Raw genomic sequence first — 14375 nt, forward strand, 5'->3', positions numbered from 1 at the left:
TTTGGAGGTGAAAAAATTGAGACATTGGCTTATTGAATTACGCGGTAACAGAAGCCAAGAAAGTACCGCAAAATCTATTGGTATAACAAGAGGGGCTTATGCCAATATCGAATTAGGAAAGAGAAACCCTTCTGTAACTCTTGCAAAAAGAATCGGTGACACTTTGAATTTTGATTGGACTCTTTTTTTTGAAGAAGAAGTCGTCGAAACGAAACAAAAATCAAACACCGCATAGGAGGTAAAGACAATGTTTACGATGCAGTATGACGAAAAATTCATTGATGCTGTTGCCAACAAGATTGCCGATCGTGCAACAGAGATTCTGACTGAAAGACTATCATCGCTTAACGAGCTTCCAAAAATCCTCACAAGAGAGGAAGCAATGAAGGTTTTACGATGCGGTCCAACTAAAATGGCTGAATTAATGGCTAGACCAGATTTCCCTGTGAACCATGAGTTCGGGAAAAAGATTCCTACTGCCATGTTATTTAAATGGATTGAGAACAACACAAGATGGGTTGAGGACAACACCAAGTATTTCAAGAAAGGAGTCACAGCATGAGCGAACTCGTTTTCGTTGAAGGAAATCAAGTTGTTACAGACAGCCTCACGATCTCAAAAGTTTTTGATAAAAGACATGATTTTGTTTTACGAGACATTGAGGTTCAAATCGAAAAGTTGAAACAAGCTGGTGAAACAGATTTTTCACTCCTCAACTTTGAGGAGTCAACTTACGAGAATGAACGAAAGAGAAAATACCGCAAATACAACTTAACAGAAGATGCTTTTGCTTTGGTTGCTATGTCATATACAACACCAGCAGCAATGAAAATGAAAATCCGATTCATCAATGAATTCAAGAAAATGAAAAACTACATCCAAGAAATGAATGCACCATCTTACATGATTGAAGATCCAGTCAGCCGTGCAAAGCGATGGATCGCCGAACAGGAAGAGAAACAGCAGTTACAACGAACACTGCAAATTCAAGAACCGCTTGTCAACTTTGCTGAAAGCTGTATGGCCTCAGAAAAGTCACTATTAGTTCGTGAGGTTGCGAAGCTGGCTTCGAAGCAAGGCATCATCATAGGCGAAAGAAAACTATTTCAAAAACTGCGAGATTGGAAAATGATTTTCAGCCAAAAGAACGAGCCTTATCAAGAGTATGTAAACCGTGGTTACTTCGAAATTGCTCAAGGAGTCCGAGAAGTAAACGGGTCATCGAAAGCATGGCTCACAATGAAGATCACGCCAAAGGGACAAGCTTACATCATCAACCGTTTGAAAAAACAGCAGGCCAGCTGAGCCTGTCCCTTCATTAATATTTTAGCACCACAAAAGGTATAAAGCAGGAGGAGAACATATGGCGAACAGCCCTTATAACGTAGCGAACCTATGCAAGATGATGCATAAGAAGCGTCTTGAGATAGGACTTTCACAAATAGCGATGGGAAAACTGTTAGGTGGGAGGAATCAAAAGTATGTATCAAACGTTGAAAATGGTCTTACCACTATTTCCCCTGAAATTTGTATCCGTTGGTTTGAGATATGCGGTGCCTATGAACATATTGACCTTGTTCATTTCATATTCAAGCTTCATCCAATGGCAGCCGCGCCAATTGATCCCGCCTTAAATGATAGTCCTCATAAGGCCTTGATCAATTTAGTGCAGGAAATGAAGGACGCACAAAAGGCTATCAATGATCTTGCGGAATGGCTGAACAATACCCGGCCAGGGAAAACTGGCGAGCTTCCGATGCAGGCTATCAAGCAAATATACGACCTGACACAAGCGAATAAAACGCTCATGTACTCAATGTCGAGAGAGTTTGGTTTGAAGATACAAGACCTGACGGAAAAATGGTCGAAAAAAGCCATTGTCGCAGAGGTCGCAATGCACAAAAGACAGGATAGGGAGGCTGTGCTGGCATGAGCATGATTGAAAAACAGTTTTTAAGTGAAGATATTCCGCTGGCGGAATCAAAAATTGACAGTGTAAAAGAGCTTTTATACCTTGCTCATCAAGCACTAAAAGATGGAGATTACGAAGAAGTGGCAAGTATGGCTGGCAGTATTAGAAACATTAGCGAGGATCTTGTACGGATGAATAACAAGGGGCGCTTAATCAAAGCGGCTGAGGAAATACAGAAAAAACACGGTGTACGGCTTGAAGTTGTCACACGCACTGAAAGGACTGAAATCATTGAATATTGAGCATCCGATGGTAACCCAAATTAATAGCTTTGGTTATCCGAAAGACTACTGGAAGGACGAAGCGGAGCGCAACGGATATGAAGAGGAAGAAGACGAAGACAAATAAAAAAACCCGCTTGGCATAGCGAGTTTTAAGGTGTACTGCTTCGATTAGGTACCGACAGTATACCAAATCTTTCACAAAAATTCAATGGAGGTATACAAGATGTCAAAATATCAAATCAGCTTTGACCACAGAAGAGAAGCGCAGGAGCGTTTGGAGGAAGCAGGCGGTTGGATCGACTATAAAAAAGGTTTACCGGTCTTCTGTTTCCCGAACGCTCAAGCAAAACAAAAATACATTCAGCTAGGACAAGCGGCATATCGCCAAAAGGTAGGTATGTAGCCATGCAAGCGAAGGTCCTGTCATCTACAGCTGAAATGTCGAGAGAAGAATGGCTTCTCTCTCGGCAAAAGGGCATAGGTGGGTCTGATGCTGCTGTCGTGCTTGGCTTGAGTAAATGGAAAACACCATTTGAATTATGGCTTGAAAAGACAGGGCAAGTCTTGCTGGATGATGAGCAAAGCGACGCAGCCTATTTTGGAACCATTCTTGAAGACATTGTTGCGAAAGAATTTGAGATTAGGAGCGGCAAAAAGGTTCGTAAAAAAAACGCCATTTTACAGCATCCTGAATACTCTATGATTCTAGCAAACATTGATCGGATGATCGTTGGAGAAAAAGCCATTCTCGAATGCAAGACTACATCTGCCTATAACGCAAAGGAATGGATAGATGATGAGATTCCCGCCAGTTACATTGTTCAGGTTCAATACTATCTAGGGATTTTAGGCCCTGAATACAAAAAAGGTTACTTCGCTGTACTGATTGGCGGTAATCGGTTCGTGTGGAAAGAGGTTGAGCGTGATGAAGAACTGATTCAAATGATTTTTTCATCAGTCGTGAATTTTTGGAATGATCATGTGCTAAAAGGTGTTGCTCCAGCACTAGACGGATCGAGCGCAGCAGAAGAGTTCTTGAAGAAGAAATATGCTGAATCAGATAGCACCAAAATTGTTGATCTCACAAGCGCAAATAAAGAGCGCATTCAACACTATCTAAGACTTAAAGCAGAAATTGCGGCTTTACAAGAGCAAGCGAAAGAGCTTGAGAATCAGATTAAGCAAGAATTGAAAGATGCTGAAACGGGGTTTGTCGGGAAGTATCAAGCAACTTGGAAGCCTGTTGTTTCTAACAGAGTAGACACAAACAAACTGAAAGAGCACTTCCCCGATATTTACCAAAAAGTCATAAAAGAAACGAGATCAAGGCGTTTCGCAATCAAGGAGGTCGAATGATGGCAACTAATCAATCATTAAAAAACAACATACAGAAACGGCAGAATAACGCAGCGGCACCCGCTTCACAAGGAACAACACTAAAATCACTACTTTCTTCACCAACAGTCATGAACCGTTTTGAAGAGGTTTTAGGGAAGCGAGCACCACAGTTCACAGCGTCAATTTTAGGTCTATATAACAGCGAGAAAATGCTTCAAAAAGCGGAGCCAATGAGCGTTATTTCATCTGCAATGGTAGCAGCAACGCTTGATTTACCTGTAGATAAGAACTTGGGTTATGCCTGGATTGTTCCCTACGGTGGAAAAGCGCAATTTCAACTAGGCTACAAAGGTTATATCCAGCTTGCTTTAAGAACAGGACAATACAAATTTATCAACTGTATACCTATTCGTGAGGGGGAGCTTCAAAAATGGAACCCTTTGACGGAAGAAATTGAAATAGATTTTGAAAAACGTGAATCAGAATCAGTCATTGGATATGCCGCATATTTTGAGCTGCTAAACGGCTTTAGAAAAACAACATATTGGACCAAAGCAGACGTTGAGAAGCATAAAAAGCGTTTCAGTAAGTCCGATTTCGGTTGGAAAAACGATTGGGATGCTATGGCGCTGAAAACGGTATTAAAAGCAATCTTGAGCAAGTGGGGCATCTTGTCGGTTGAAATGCAGTCAGCCCTGAAAGAAGACGGAGAAGAACAGCGTGAACGAATTGACATTACGGATGAAATGCCGGAAACGGAAATCATTGATGCTGATGAAAAGCCGAGCGCAAATGATGCTGATCCTTTTGACGGCGAAGCGGTTGATATAAAAGATGACGATCTCCCATTTAATTAGAGTGCCTATTCCCTTCTGTTATGTATGGATGACAGAAGGGGCACCCAATAGGTCTGAGTTGTTCCGAAACTATGTCGAGGGTTACATCAAAAGAACTGAACCAAATTTACAGCTTGTCCGCATCGACGGAATGACAGCTCTATGCGAAAGGGCGTGAGTAAGTGAACTACCTGAAAGAAATTAACGGCTTTATGAGATTTCTCGAAACAACAGAATTAAAACCTACCACTCAAGCACTGTGGTTTCACTTGATGGATATAAACAACGGTTGCAGCTGGCGAGAGTGGTTTACCGTAAGTAACACAACATTAGTAGCACGATTAAATGTCTCGGAGAAAACGGTTCTTGAGCATCGAAAGATCCTAGTCGAAGTAGGGAGAATCGAATACATCCCGCAAGGAAAGAAAGCTGGACGCTACCACATAATCAGCCTTGAAAACGCCGCAAGCCCTGTACCTGAAAAGCCAAAAGAAGAAAAACCAACACGACAGGAGGACAAGCCAATGAACCCATTCGTTTTTTTTGAAAGTCATTTTGGTGGAACATTAAGCCCGATTAATGCTGAAAAGATCAATCAAATGATTGACGATCATGGAGAAGCTAGAGTGATTGAAGTCATGAAAGAAGCTGTTGAGAAGGACAAAAAGTCAATAGGGTGGGTGTCTGCGGTGTTGTACAACCCTATCAACAAAGGAGGCAAGCAGGATGCCAAAGACAACGCTAGACGAAGTGTTTCAAAGAATGAAGGCCAATCTAAAGTCACGCCAATCTTCAACAAAGGACGGCTCAGAAGAAACGTATGAATGCAATGAGTGCAAGGACAAGGGAATCATCGTATATCGGATTCACAAAAGCACGGAAGAGCGCATGAAAAACGAGGGGAAACGCTTTGACCTTGCAGCTCATGAAATGGTTCGTGAAGATGACTTTCTAGCTGGTAAAGTATGCAGCCCTCAAGAAGCAAAGGAATGGAAAACGACATTTTCCCGCCAGTGTCCTTGTGTTGCTGAAAGAGCGGCGCAGAAAATACAAATGCAACTTTTGAGTGCCAGCAATATATCTGAACGATTTAAGAAAATGACATTCAGTAGTTTTAAAACAGCTGGAAAACCTCAAGTGATTCAGGAAATGCGGGAATGCGCCTTTGAGTACGCTAAAGCATTTCAAGATATAAAGAACACTGATGAAAACAGCATTGCTTTATTAGGTCAGTCGGGTGTCGGTAAAACACATCTACTATCAGCTGTTGCCAACGGATTTATTGAAACATATAAAATTCCCGTTCTGTATTTTCCGTACCTTGAAGGCATGACGGATCTTAGAAAAAATTTCGATAAGTTACCAGAGAAGATGGACCTTTTAAAAAACATAGACGTGCTTTTTATTGATGATCTATTCAAATCAAGAACAAATGAAAATGACGAGCTGAAGACATGGCCGTTTCTGCAAATGCAAGAAATCATTAATTATCGTTATCAACATCAAAAACCGATCATGCTTTCATCTGAACTAACATTTGAGGACTTCATACAAATGGATGAAGCATTCGGCACACGACTTTTCTCAATGTGTAAGAACTTCACTGTAACGATTGAGAAGAATATAAAGTTGAATCATCGACTAGAAGGAGCGTTTTAAATGTGTGAAACATGTAACGGATCGAAGGTCATCATAGGTGAAACTTCATTTATGGCAGGCTACTATCCATGTCCTGAATGTAACACCACAGGACGTAAGCAGAGCCTAAAGCCAGTCATCGAAATGTTAGATCAAATGCTGGCGAAAGCAAGGGCGTTGGAAGGAAAGACAGCATGAAGACGATGGCAGCACTAATCACTATCGCTTTCACTGCTAGATTCAGAGAAAGGAATCTCCTGCAATGGCTGCGGGATGATGGGAGGTAAATATGACAATAGCATTCACAGTTTATGGCGAGCCAGTAGCACAAGGAAGACCAAGAGCCTCTACAAGGAATACTGGAAAAAGAAAAATCGTTATGCATGATCCACAGAAATCAAAAGATTTTAAGCATTACGTGGCTTTAGTCGCTTCACAACATAAACCAAATCAACTCATAACGGGACCTGTCTCAATGGATATCAGAGTATTCAGACCAATGACCAAGAAGATTTCAGATTCTAAGAAGCAAAAAGCATGTGCTGAAAAAGGAATTCTAAGGCCCACAACAAAGCCGGATGTTGATAACTATTCAAAAGGCATTAAAGACGCATTAAACAATCTAATTTACAAGGATGATAGTCAAGTAGTGGAATTGAAAGTCTGTAAGTTCTACAGCGAAAATCCAAGAGTCGAAATTATTATTACTGAATTGACGAACTGAAAAGGAAGGCGGGGAAACCAACTGTTAAACGTGGTAATAGCAGACGACCGTCCGTTGTGGGTAAGGCAGGAAGATAAGCTTATGGCCTGTATGACACGTTGCAAGCAGTTCAAACAATGCTCAAGCCGTTTCGGATCAGATTGTAAAAGGATGGGCGGAGCAGAAATACCGAAAATAGGAGGGGGAAAACATGAGTGGAAAGCCTAACAACCCATATGCTGCGGGTCCGGTCATCGAGTGGAAGATGACCAAAGAAGAGCTTGAGGCATATCTAGCAAAACATCCTATCGTATATCGAGAAGAACTAAAACCGTCACCATCATACCAAATGGATAAATGGGCATAGGGCATAAAAAAACACCGAAGCCGTTGCTCCAGTGCTCTAATTAAATCTCACACTTTAATTATAACACATGGAAGCGGGGCGGAGCGGATGAACCAGCCAAAAGAAATAAAGGATTTTGCTACAACAATTGATCAGAATTTAGAACCTGGGAAGGTCCGCATAATCGTGATTGATGGGAACGAAGGAACAGCCCACATCACAGACGCACCTGAACACGGAAAAACAATCATTCAAACGGCCAAGGGTGCTTTTGCTAGGGTCGATCATGAAATAGGATTCAAGATCAAATAATCGGAGGTTGAGAGATATGAGTCTACCAAAACACGTTGAACTGTCGCAGGCCGTCAAAGCCTGCAAAAATCAAGCGATGACGATTGATGATGCAGCAGCATATATAGGAGTGCCCAAATTTTTCGTACCAGTGCTTGCTGATTATTGTCCTGATCTGATCATAGAGGGCAATGTCGTCATGGCAAAGCGTGAGTCAAACGGACCTGTCATATTCACTCTTCTGTTTTTCATGGGGATCATTGCTGTCGCTGGGTTGATGCAATGAAACAGATTGATCTTTTTAGAGAAATCATAGTGGACAATTTTGCAGGAGGAGGCGGAGCAAGCACAGGCATCGAGCTTGCGACAGGGTTATCAGTTGATATTGCCATCAATCATGATCCTGCTGCCATTGCAATGCATGAGGTGAACCATCCTGACACGGAACATTATTGTGAATCTGTGTGGGATGTTGATCCGAAACAAGCAGTGAAAGGGCGAAAAGTTGGTCTAGCATGGTTTTCCCCTGACTGTACACATCATTCAAAGGCCAAAGGCGGCAAGCCTGTAAAACAGAGTATCAGGGGGCTTGCGTGGATTGCTGTTAGATGGGCGATAGCGGTAAAACCACGCGTCATCATGCTTGAGAACGTTGAGGAATTCAAAGATTGGGGGCCTGTCTCTAAAGAAGGTAAACCGATCAAGGAACAAAAGGGACAGACATTTCAATCATTCGTCAAAACGCTGGAATCACTTGGGTATGAAGTGCAGTTCAGAGAGTTAACAGCCTGCGACTATGGAGCGCCAACCATAAGAAAAAGATTCTTCATGGTTGCAAGATGTGACGGAAAAGAAATCGTATGGCCGAAGCCAACACATGGTGATCCTAAGAGTCTTCTTGTTCAAACGGGAAAGCTCAAGCCGTGGCGATCGTCTTACGAAATTATAGATTGGTCCATAGGGGTGCCTAGTATATTCAGCAGAAAACGGCCCCTTGTTGAAAATACGATGAAACGAATCAAACGAGGCATTGATAAATTCATTGTGAACAATCCAAGTCCTGTAATGGTGCCGGATAAGAGCAAAGCGGCATTCTTGATCAGCTATTATACTGAGCAATCAGATAAAGAGGTAAGAGGCCTTTCGCTTGATCGTCCATTACACACAATCACCGCTGGCGGGAATAGATTCGGATTAGTAACCGTTGCCTTTCTGACGAAGTATTACGGTCAAGGCGTAGGACAACGACTAGACGAGCCATTGCATACGATTACAACCAAAGACCGTTTTGCCTTAACTACTGTTTGCACAAATGGTCAGAGGATTGCAGACATCGGATTGCGTATGTTGCAACCAAATGAACTATTTGCAGGTCAGGGGTTCCCGCCTGGATATACATTTAACATTGGTAATAAATCGGACCAAATACGCAGAGTGGGGAATAGTGTTCCACCTCAATTCGCAGAGCAGCTGGTGAGGGCAAATTTACCTGAACTATGCGTACCTGTACACATGAACAAATATTATAGCAAAGCAAATTAACAGCCTTGCGGCTTAGGAGGAAAAAATAATGAACCTTGAAAAAATGTTTAAAATGCAGGCGGAGTTAGACCGCCGAATCATTAAAGAAAAAGGGCTGGAAGGTCAAGATCTGCTGCCTAACACATATGTTGCACTTATCACCGAACTAGGCGAGTTTGCTAATGAAGGCCGCTGGTTCAAGCATTGGAGTAATATTCAAGAGCCGGAACAACCTAAATACAATTGGATGATTAATAAGGATGATCTTGAATGGAAGCCTGAATATGGATATAAATCTTATCCATTGCTAGAAGAATACGCAGACTGCCTGCACTTCTTCTTATCAATTGCGATTAAAAAGGGATGGAAAGAAGAATTGCACATTCAAGAAGAAGCGATTGAGGATTTCAAAGAAGCAGGATTTGACGGAGGGCTTTCAGGAGTTTTCGTGGAGATGCAATGGAGCTTATTGAATTCTCGAATGCTCAAGGATGAAGAAAGTAAAAAACAACACTTCCATATAGCTTGGGGCTTGTTCTTGGCAATTGGAATCGTTGGCTTCGGCTTCACACCGGAACAAATAGAAAAAGCATACATGGACAAGAACGCCGTCAATCATAAGCGGCAGCAGGAGGGGTACTGAATGACGAGCGTAAAAACTGAATTAAATAGGCTCATAGAAATTACTGAGAAAGTATCACCTAAAGTATTTATTAATCACAATAATGAGTTGATCTTAGTCCCAACCAAAAATATTTATTTTAGATTAGAGGATGTCAAAACAGACCTTGATTTAAAATGTAAGGTTTTAGCTTGGCTATCTCGACCAAGTTGCAAAGGAGTAAGCCACTACTGGCAAAAGAGAGTGCTTCATATATTCAACGAGTTTTTAGGGACTAACTTCTCTAAAGAAGAAATGGACAATGTTTATACTAACTTAGGAAATGATGTTAATAGAGAATTGAGCATTAGTTTTATTGAATCCGGTTATGACCTGACGGTATTACCAAATGAACAACCAGCGAAGGAGCAAGCCTAATGAACGAAAATAACCCGATCATTTCAGCAGTAATTGAAAAACTACACCGCCAGCAGGAAAAAGGGCTGCAAAAGTACGGGGCTTATGTCAAAACCTCCTCCTATGATCTGAAAGGCTGGTTGCAGCACGGACTTGAAGAAACATTGGATCTTGCGACATACCTTGAAACGGCAATTCAGTTGCTACAGGAACAAGAACAGGCTTTTCAAGCTCGTTATGATCACCATATATCACAAAAATATGAAGCGATGGCAGGTTTTTATGAAGGCTGGAGCAGTAGTACAGATGCCAGAACTCATCACGCATTGTGTGCAAGCCTAGTTTATCAAGACGCTTTGACAGCGGGAATTAGATTGAAAGCGGAGGGTGAATAAGATGAAATTTTATGAGGTGCATGATCCATATTACGCATTGATCAAAGCAAAAACTAAAGAGAATGCTATGACAATCTATACTGATGTTGTCGCTGATGATGATGGCGAATTATCAGAAGAAATAACCGAAGTTACAGAAGCATATGCAACAATCTTATACAGCCGAGTAAATGGAGAGGACAACAATGTGATCCCGGTCAAAGAAGTGCTTGAGCATTTAACAAACGAAGAAGAAATGGTACTGATCATTGACGGGAGCTTGCTATGAGGAAGGAATACAAAGAATTACAGATCATCAAACATTCATTGCAGTTTTACATTACTAGACCGAATGCAACTGATAAAGAGATAACAGAGGAAGAACGTTTACTTCAAAAGATTACATGTGAAGTTAATGAACTGAAAAACCGGTATGGGATCACTAAGGGGGATTAATTATGAAAAAACTACTAATCACACTAACTATTATTATTGCAGCGGTGCTTTATGCGCCGTCTGCTCAAGCTGTTTGGTCAAACTGGCAAACCGAGGGATACGGTCATCAAGCGAGAGTCTTTACGGATGACACCAATTACTATAAGGATGCCTCCACAGTCGATTGGAGAGCGGAAAAGAAGGGATCGAGTACAATCCATTACACCGCTGGCGTTTACAAAAAAAGAAGCGGTGGTGGCTTAACAGATACGAATCTTGTACAAAGGGGCAGCTTCAAAGCGTCAACGCCTCTAAAGTCGTTTAGTGTAAGTGAAATTCGCAAACGTACCGGCAAAGGAACATACGTGATCCAGCTTGATTGCTACACGGAGTCAGCAAAGAAAAAATACATCGGGACCTTTGAGTCCGTTAAATTCAGTATCCGATAGTCTGAAAGAGTATATTGAAGATTGGAGAGAATTACGGAATCGACATTCCATTAGAAGAATAAATCATACGACATAGATCGGTGCAAAATTGCCCTGGTCTATGTCTTTCATTGTTTATAGGAGGAGGTTGAGAAACATGGGAGCTGAACAATTGTGTTTACTGCCAGGGATCGATGAGAAACAAGTCCGGAATGCTCTGATAAAGGAGCTGAAGGTTTATAGAGCTCTCAAGGTGAAGGAAGAAAACAGAAAGGAACAAGAGGCAAACGGTGCAACAGGCCTTTTTCCTTCTCTCAGGAATCAGGAAGTTTTAAATGAACTGAAGGTACGGCAGATAGAAAGGGCGTTAAAAAATAGTTTAGACGAAATTGAACAAGATATTATCAGGATGAAATATCTTACATCACGATTCGTAAAAGATTTAGAAATAAGCGAAGAATTGGGATTGAAAAAGGACCGGTACTATAGGTTGAAAAAGCAAGCCACATTTAACCTCTCAACAGCACTGGGCATAATTTAATACAAAAAACACCAAATCCTATTAGTTAAGAAATATTTAAGATTTAATAGTTACTATCTTTAATTAGTGACAAAACAATAAAATGGAGGATTAATTGAAATGAGAAAAAAATTTATTAATTTAGTTGGCTTTGCTGCGGTAATGGCTGTTATTTTAACAGGTTGTTCGCAGTCAAAAAGCTCAGACGGTGTGAAAGCAAAAGCAGAAAAAGTCTCAGCTGAAAACGAAAAAAATAAAGGGAATGTGTATGTTGAAAGTGAATTTGCTCCATTAAAACGTGTCGTTATGTCTCAATCTGAAGTCTATTTTCCAGAAGATAGCGGCTCAAACATGATGGAAGATATGAACGATATTCAAATCAAAATGGAAAAAGAACGTGATGAGTTTAAGAAAATACTCCAGAAATACGATGTAGACATCCAAATGCCACGCCTTTTAACGGAGGATGAAAAGAAATTAGGTATAGCTGAAAATGGTATAACTGGTGGAGCTGGTGCTACGAATTTCTTTGTTAGAGATCCATTCTTTACAATTGGAGATCACATAATCGAAGGATCGTTTTTATCAACTTACCGCAGACTTGAAGTGCTTCCCGCAAGGGATATCCTTTTAAAAGAGGTAAAAGCGAACAAAAATCCATATGTTGCTGTTCCACAGCCCGATGTTTCAAAAGGCATAAATTCCAAGAATGGTCCATTTTTAGAGGGTGGAGATATTCTTGTGTACGGGAAAACAATTTTTGTTGGGAACTCTGGTCAAGCATCTAATAAAGAAGGAATCGATTGGCTCCGTAATTATTTAACACCAGATGGTTATAAAGTAGTTGAAGTAAAACTCGAAAAAAATACACTTCATCTAGATTGTGCTATTAGTTTTGTCCGAGACGGACTGATGATTGTGAATGAAGATTCACTACCAAACGGGATTCCAGATGAATTAAAGGATTGGGATAAAATAAAAGTAAGTTACAAAGATGCGCAAGATTTGGCCATAAATGGTTTACCTATTGATGAAAAAGTATATGTAACGGATTCTGCATATAAAAATACGATTGGAAAAGAACTAGAAAAAAGAAATATCAAGGTGGAATATGTAGATTTTAAAATAACAAGAAGCTATGGTGGCGCTTTCCGATGTACTACTCAACCATTACTCCGTAAATAAACTAGAGACGAAACATCCTTAAACATCCTTGTTAAGGATGTTTTTTTATTTAAATAAGAAAAAGCCGACAAAATGGGGGATAAAAAGGGGACCTTTTTTCCTGTGTGGATCATCGTATGATAGAGACAAGCAAAACGAACGTGAATATTTTGTCCAAGACGGAGAGCCTGCGGACACTGATCAACACCTTTTATGGGTGCTGGTTGGTGTCCGTTTTCTTTTTGTCAGAAAGGAGCAGCACCATGAAGAAGGACAAGCCCAAAAAGAACACACAGAAGCTCACTGATAGAGATTTAGGAGAGCTTATGGGGCAAAACATGCAACGGTTAAAAAGAACCAAAGGCGGGGCGTACAAGCGTAAATAACGGAGAGGTGAAACAACATGAACAAAAAAGAGATTGAAGGACTCATTCACAATTATCACTGGATGGCGAAAGAGGTTCAGCGGCTCCAGCGTGTTATATATGGTACTGACATTCCTATGCGAAGTTGGGGCGTTGCTCAATACGGCATCGAGGCCACACTGCCAAAAGGGAGCAAAGGAAAAAGCCAAGCTGAATTACGTGACATGGATTTACGAGAAGAAAGGCTTTATAAGCGGCTATGTAAGTTTGAAGAGCGTGTGTACGCAATAGAAACGGCAGCATGCAAGATCGAAGGGGAAAAGCACAGAGTTGTCTATGACTGCATGATGGAAGGTATGAGTTATCGAGCCATCGGACTTCACTTGGGGCTGTCTCGTGAAAAGGTACGGCAGATGAAAGATAATATCATCGACCAATTATGCCAATATTGCCACTTTGTGCACTTGTTGAAAGACGAAAAATCCGTAGTGTAAAATGGAAGGCAGGACGGGGAGGCATAATTTACCCGCGTCACCACAAATTAATATATTTTCACTTGCACTTGCACTTGCTCTTGCGAGCTTGGGATTCGTTCGACAAATTTCGTAGACTCCTCAACTTTATCAATCTTATCCGATAATAAAATCGAGGAGTGAGTAGAGTTGGGTAAAAAAAATAAACGTGCAATTAAAAATAAAAGACAAAATGAAAAAATTAAAAAATTAGATAATGAAATATACTCAAAGAAATTAATAGAGTTAGAAGATGTTATCTACACATATTCAGAAAAAGAGTTACTTGAATACTTTTTAAAAGAATTTATATACGGTCAAAAGAAGGAACATTATAAAAAGAGTGTAGCAACTCTCTATAATTTAGATATTGAATGTCTAGAGTTTGCTATATCGAGGTTTGCACATATTGAGAACATAAGAGATGTCTCTAAGTACTATCCAGCATTTGTCCCTTTATTGGCTGTATATTTAACTATGGCATTTAATGTTAATGCAAGTAAAATTTTAGCATTCTTTGGCACAGCTATATCACTTATTTTGATTATAAGAATAATAATTAAAGAAAAACGAGCCAGAAGTGTTGCTGTCTCAATGTTAAAAACATTTGAGCAAGTAAAGGCAAGAAAAGAAAAGGATGAAAAGTGATTTTCGTTCGACAAATTTTGCGAATAGTTCCATTTGCTCACT

27 protein-coding genes are annotated in these 14375 nt (G+C 40.6%); all 27 read left to right on the top strand.

Annotation, left to right across the window (positions count from 1 at the left end; genetic code table 11):
* Positions 1–7 precede the first annotated feature (7 nt).
* The 27 genes from MHI16_RS03050 to MHI16_RS03180 all read left to right on the top strand — a co-directional run bounded on the left by MHI16_RS03050 (position 8) and on the right by MHI16_RS03180 (position 14333).
* Positions 8–235, top strand: coding sequence for a helix-turn-helix domain-containing protein (locus tag MHI16_RS03050; protein WP_342498064.1), 228 nt, complete (start codon positions 8–10; stop codon positions 233–235).
* 12 nt (positions 236–247) lie between these two features.
* Positions 248–562, top strand: coding sequence for a hypothetical protein (locus MHI16_RS03055; protein ID WP_024720071.1), 315 nt, complete (start codon positions 248–250; stop codon positions 560–562).
* Complete coding sequence (locus MHI16_RS03060; protein ID WP_098676746.1) at positions 559–1305, top strand: Rha family transcriptional regulator; 747 nt, start codon at positions 559–561, stop codon at positions 1303–1305. Before MHI16_RS03055 ends, MHI16_RS03060 begins: the two co-directional genes overlap by 4 nt.
* A gap of 58 nt (positions 1306–1363) precedes the next feature.
* Positions 1364–1933: a helix-turn-helix transcriptional regulator gene (locus MHI16_RS03065; RefSeq protein WP_251191596.1), complete on the top strand. Its 570-nt coding sequence runs from the start codon at positions 1364–1366 to the stop codon at positions 1931–1933.
* On the top strand, positions 1930–2214 hold the full coding sequence (locus MHI16_RS03070; protein ID WP_241503487.1) for a YqaH family protein: 285 nt from the start codon (positions 1930–1932) through the stop codon (positions 2212–2214). Before MHI16_RS03065 ends, MHI16_RS03070 begins: the two co-directional genes overlap by 4 nt.
* A gap of 205 nt (positions 2215–2419) precedes the next feature.
* Positions 2420–2599, top strand: a complete 180-nt coding sequence (locus MHI16_RS03075; protein WP_025207059.1) for a hypothetical protein — start codon at positions 2420–2422, stop codon at positions 2597–2599.
* A gap of 2 nt (positions 2600–2601) precedes the next feature.
* On the top strand, positions 2602–3552 hold the full coding sequence (locus MHI16_RS03080) for a lambda-exonuclease family protein (protein ID WP_268383855.1): 951 nt from the start codon (positions 2602–2604) through the stop codon (positions 3550–3552).
* The gene (locus tag MHI16_RS03085) at positions 3552–4391 is read left to right on the top strand and encodes a recombinase RecT (protein WP_322000699.1); all 840 of its coding nucleotides are present in this window, start codon (positions 3552–3554) and stop codon (positions 4389–4391) included. The genes MHI16_RS03080 and MHI16_RS03085 overlap by 1 nt, the downstream gene beginning before the upstream one ends.
* Before the next feature lie 161 nt (positions 4392–4552).
* Positions 4553–5194, top strand: coding sequence for a DnaD domain protein (locus MHI16_RS03090; protein WP_322000698.1), 642 nt, complete (start codon positions 4553–4555; stop codon positions 5192–5194).
* Entirely contained in the window at positions 5097–6029 is a 933-nt protein-coding gene (locus MHI16_RS03095) for a DnaA/Hda family protein (protein ID WP_322000697.1), read from the top strand. The genes MHI16_RS03090 and MHI16_RS03095 overlap by 98 nt, the downstream gene beginning before the upstream one ends.
* Complete coding sequence (locus MHI16_RS03100) at positions 6030–6206, top strand: hypothetical protein (protein ID WP_322000695.1); 177 nt, start codon at positions 6030–6032, stop codon at positions 6204–6206.
* Positions 6207–6297: 91 nt separating this feature from the next.
* On the top strand, positions 6298–6732 hold the full coding sequence (locus MHI16_RS03105) for a RusA family crossover junction endodeoxyribonuclease (protein ID WP_268467593.1): 435 nt from the start codon (positions 6298–6300) through the stop codon (positions 6730–6732).
* 190 nt (positions 6733–6922) lie between these two features.
* Positions 6923–7078 (top strand): hypothetical protein, encoded by a 156-nt coding sequence (locus tag MHI16_RS03110; protein ID WP_162842487.1) that lies wholly within the window; start codon positions 6923–6925, stop codon positions 7076–7078.
* Positions 7079–7165: 87 nt separating this feature from the next.
* Complete coding sequence (locus MHI16_RS03115; RefSeq protein WP_268467592.1) at positions 7166–7369, top strand: XtrA/YqaO family protein; 204 nt, start codon at positions 7166–7168, stop codon at positions 7367–7369.
* Between the two features lie 16 nt (positions 7370–7385).
* Complete coding sequence (locus tag MHI16_RS03120; RefSeq protein WP_268467591.1) at positions 7386–7634, top strand: hypothetical protein; 249 nt, start codon at positions 7386–7388, stop codon at positions 7632–7634.
* A complete protein-coding gene (locus MHI16_RS03125) occupies positions 7631–8890 on the top strand; it encodes a DNA cytosine methyltransferase (protein ID WP_268467590.1) in 1260 nt (419 codons plus the stop codon). Before MHI16_RS03120 ends, MHI16_RS03125 begins: the two co-directional genes overlap by 4 nt.
* Positions 8891–8918: 28 nt before the next feature.
* Complete coding sequence (locus MHI16_RS03130) at positions 8919–9512, top strand: dUTP diphosphatase (RefSeq protein WP_268467589.1); 594 nt, start codon at positions 8919–8921, stop codon at positions 9510–9512.
* On the top strand, positions 9513–9908 hold the full coding sequence (locus MHI16_RS03135; protein WP_268467588.1) for a hypothetical protein: 396 nt from the start codon (positions 9513–9515) through the stop codon (positions 9906–9908).
* Positions 9908–10282 carry a hypothetical protein gene (locus MHI16_RS03140; RefSeq protein ID WP_268467587.1) on the top strand — a complete coding sequence of 125 codons (375 nt, stop codon included), beginning with the start codon at positions 9908–9910 and terminating at the stop codon, positions 10280–10282. The genes MHI16_RS03135 and MHI16_RS03140 overlap by 1 nt, the downstream gene beginning before the upstream one ends.
* A gap of 1 nt (position 10283) precedes the next feature.
* A complete protein-coding gene (locus MHI16_RS03145; protein WP_268467586.1) occupies positions 10284–10550 on the top strand; it encodes a hypothetical protein in 267 nt (88 codons plus the stop codon).
* Complete coding sequence (locus MHI16_RS03150; protein WP_268467585.1) at positions 10547–10717, top strand: hypothetical protein; 171 nt, start codon at positions 10547–10549, stop codon at positions 10715–10717. Before MHI16_RS03145 ends, MHI16_RS03150 begins: the two co-directional genes overlap by 4 nt.
* 2 nt (positions 10718–10719) lie before the next feature.
* Positions 10720–11145 (top strand): hypothetical protein, encoded by a 426-nt coding sequence (locus MHI16_RS03155; protein WP_106071402.1) that lies wholly within the window; start codon positions 10720–10722, stop codon positions 11143–11145.
* 136 nt (positions 11146–11281) lie between these two features.
* On the top strand, positions 11282–11665 hold the full coding sequence (locus tag MHI16_RS03160) for an ArpU family phage packaging/lysis transcriptional regulator (RefSeq protein ID WP_058015869.1): 384 nt from the start codon (positions 11282–11284) through the stop codon (positions 11663–11665).
* Positions 11666–11764: 99 nt separating this feature from the next.
* Positions 11765–12829 carry an arginine deiminase family protein gene (locus tag MHI16_RS03165; protein ID WP_200964054.1) on the top strand — a complete coding sequence of 355 codons (1065 nt, stop codon included), beginning with the start codon at positions 11765–11767 and terminating at the stop codon, positions 12827–12829.
* A 242-nt stretch (positions 12830–13071) separates the two neighbouring features.
* On the top strand, positions 13072–13194 hold the full coding sequence (locus tag MHI16_RS03170; RefSeq protein ID WP_342498065.1) for a hypothetical protein: 123 nt from the start codon (positions 13072–13074) through the stop codon (positions 13192–13194).
* A 17-nt stretch (positions 13195–13211) separates the two neighbouring features.
* On the top strand, positions 13212–13667 hold the full coding sequence (locus MHI16_RS03175) for a sigma-70 family RNA polymerase sigma factor (protein ID WP_269794391.1): 456 nt from the start codon (positions 13212–13214) through the stop codon (positions 13665–13667).
* A 168-nt stretch (positions 13668–13835) separates the two neighbouring features.
* Complete coding sequence (locus MHI16_RS03180) at positions 13836–14333, top strand: hypothetical protein (protein ID WP_342498066.1); 498 nt, start codon at positions 13836–13838, stop codon at positions 14331–14333.
* The last annotated feature ends 42 nt before the right edge of the window (positions 14334–14375 follow it).

Origin of the sequence: Bacillus sp. FSL K6-0923 (genome assembly GCF_038630825.1) — a bacterium.
Lineage (GTDB): Bacteria > Bacillota > Bacilli > Bacillales > Bacillaceae > Bacillus > Bacillus pumilus.

Coding starts and splice junctions, on each gene's coding strand:
- MHI16_RS03120 (WP_268467591.1), top strand. CDS start 7,386: ATGAGTCTACCAAAACACGTTGAACTGTCGCAGGCCGTCAAAGCCTGC.
- MHI16_RS03080 (WP_268383855.1), top strand. CDS start 2,602: ATGCAAGCGAAGGTCCTGTCATCTACAGCTGAAATGTCGAGAGAAGAA.
- MHI16_RS03075 (WP_025207059.1), top strand. CDS start 2,420: ATGTCAAAATATCAAATCAGCTTTGACCACAGAAGAGAAGCGCAGGAG.
- MHI16_RS03155 (WP_106071402.1), top strand. CDS start 10,720: ATGAAAAAACTACTAATCACACTAACTATTATTATTGCAGCGGTGCTT.
- MHI16_RS03115 (WP_268467592.1), top strand. CDS start 7,166: ATGAACCAGCCAAAAGAAATAAAGGATTTTGCTACAACAATTGATCAG.
- MHI16_RS03095 (WP_322000697.1), top strand. CDS start 5,097: ATGCCAAAGACAACGCTAGACGAAGTGTTTCAAAGAATGAAGGCCAAT.
- MHI16_RS03125 (WP_268467590.1), top strand. CDS start 7,631: ATGAAACAGATTGATCTTTTTAGAGAAATCATAGTGGACAATTTTGCA.
- MHI16_RS03070 (WP_241503487.1), top strand. CDS start 1,930: ATGAGCATGATTGAAAAACAGTTTTTAAGTGAAGATATTCCGCTGGCG.
- MHI16_RS03130 (WP_268467589.1), top strand. CDS start 8,919: ATGAACCTTGAAAAAATGTTTAAAATGCAGGCGGAGTTAGACCGCCGA.
- MHI16_RS03165 (WP_200964054.1), top strand. CDS start 11,765: ATGAGAAAAAAATTTATTAATTTAGTTGGCTTTGCTGCGGTAATGGCT.
- MHI16_RS03065 (WP_251191596.1), top strand. CDS start 1,364: ATGGCGAACAGCCCTTATAACGTAGCGAACCTATGCAAGATGATGCAT.
- MHI16_RS03170 (WP_342498065.1), top strand. CDS start 13,072: ATGAAGAAGGACAAGCCCAAAAAGAACACACAGAAGCTCACTGATAGA.
- MHI16_RS03100 (WP_322000695.1), top strand. CDS start 6,030: ATGTGTGAAACATGTAACGGATCGAAGGTCATCATAGGTGAAACTTCA.
- MHI16_RS03110 (WP_162842487.1), top strand. CDS start 6,923: ATGAGTGGAAAGCCTAACAACCCATATGCTGCGGGTCCGGTCATCGAG.
- MHI16_RS03135 (WP_268467588.1), top strand. CDS start 9,513: ATGACGAGCGTAAAAACTGAATTAAATAGGCTCATAGAAATTACTGAG.
- MHI16_RS03105 (WP_268467593.1), top strand. CDS start 6,298: ATGACAATAGCATTCACAGTTTATGGCGAGCCAGTAGCACAAGGAAGA.
- MHI16_RS03175 (WP_269794391.1), top strand. CDS start 13,212: ATGAACAAAAAAGAGATTGAAGGACTCATTCACAATTATCACTGGATG.
- MHI16_RS03085 (WP_322000699.1), top strand. CDS start 3,552: ATGGCAACTAATCAATCATTAAAAAACAACATACAGAAACGGCAGAAT.
- MHI16_RS03060 (WP_098676746.1), top strand. CDS start 559: ATGAGCGAACTCGTTTTCGTTGAAGGAAATCAAGTTGTTACAGACAGC.
- MHI16_RS03160 (WP_058015869.1), top strand. CDS start 11,282: ATGGGAGCTGAACAATTGTGTTTACTGCCAGGGATCGATGAGAAACAA.
- MHI16_RS03145 (WP_268467586.1), top strand. CDS start 10,284: ATGAAATTTTATGAGGTGCATGATCCATATTACGCATTGATCAAAGCA.
- MHI16_RS03140 (WP_268467587.1), top strand. CDS start 9,908: ATGAACGAAAATAACCCGATCATTTCAGCAGTAATTGAAAAACTACAC.
- MHI16_RS03055 (WP_024720071.1), top strand. CDS start 248: ATGTTTACGATGCAGTATGACGAAAAATTCATTGATGCTGTTGCCAAC.
- MHI16_RS03150 (WP_268467585.1), top strand. CDS start 10,547: ATGAGGAAGGAATACAAAGAATTACAGATCATCAAACATTCATTGCAG.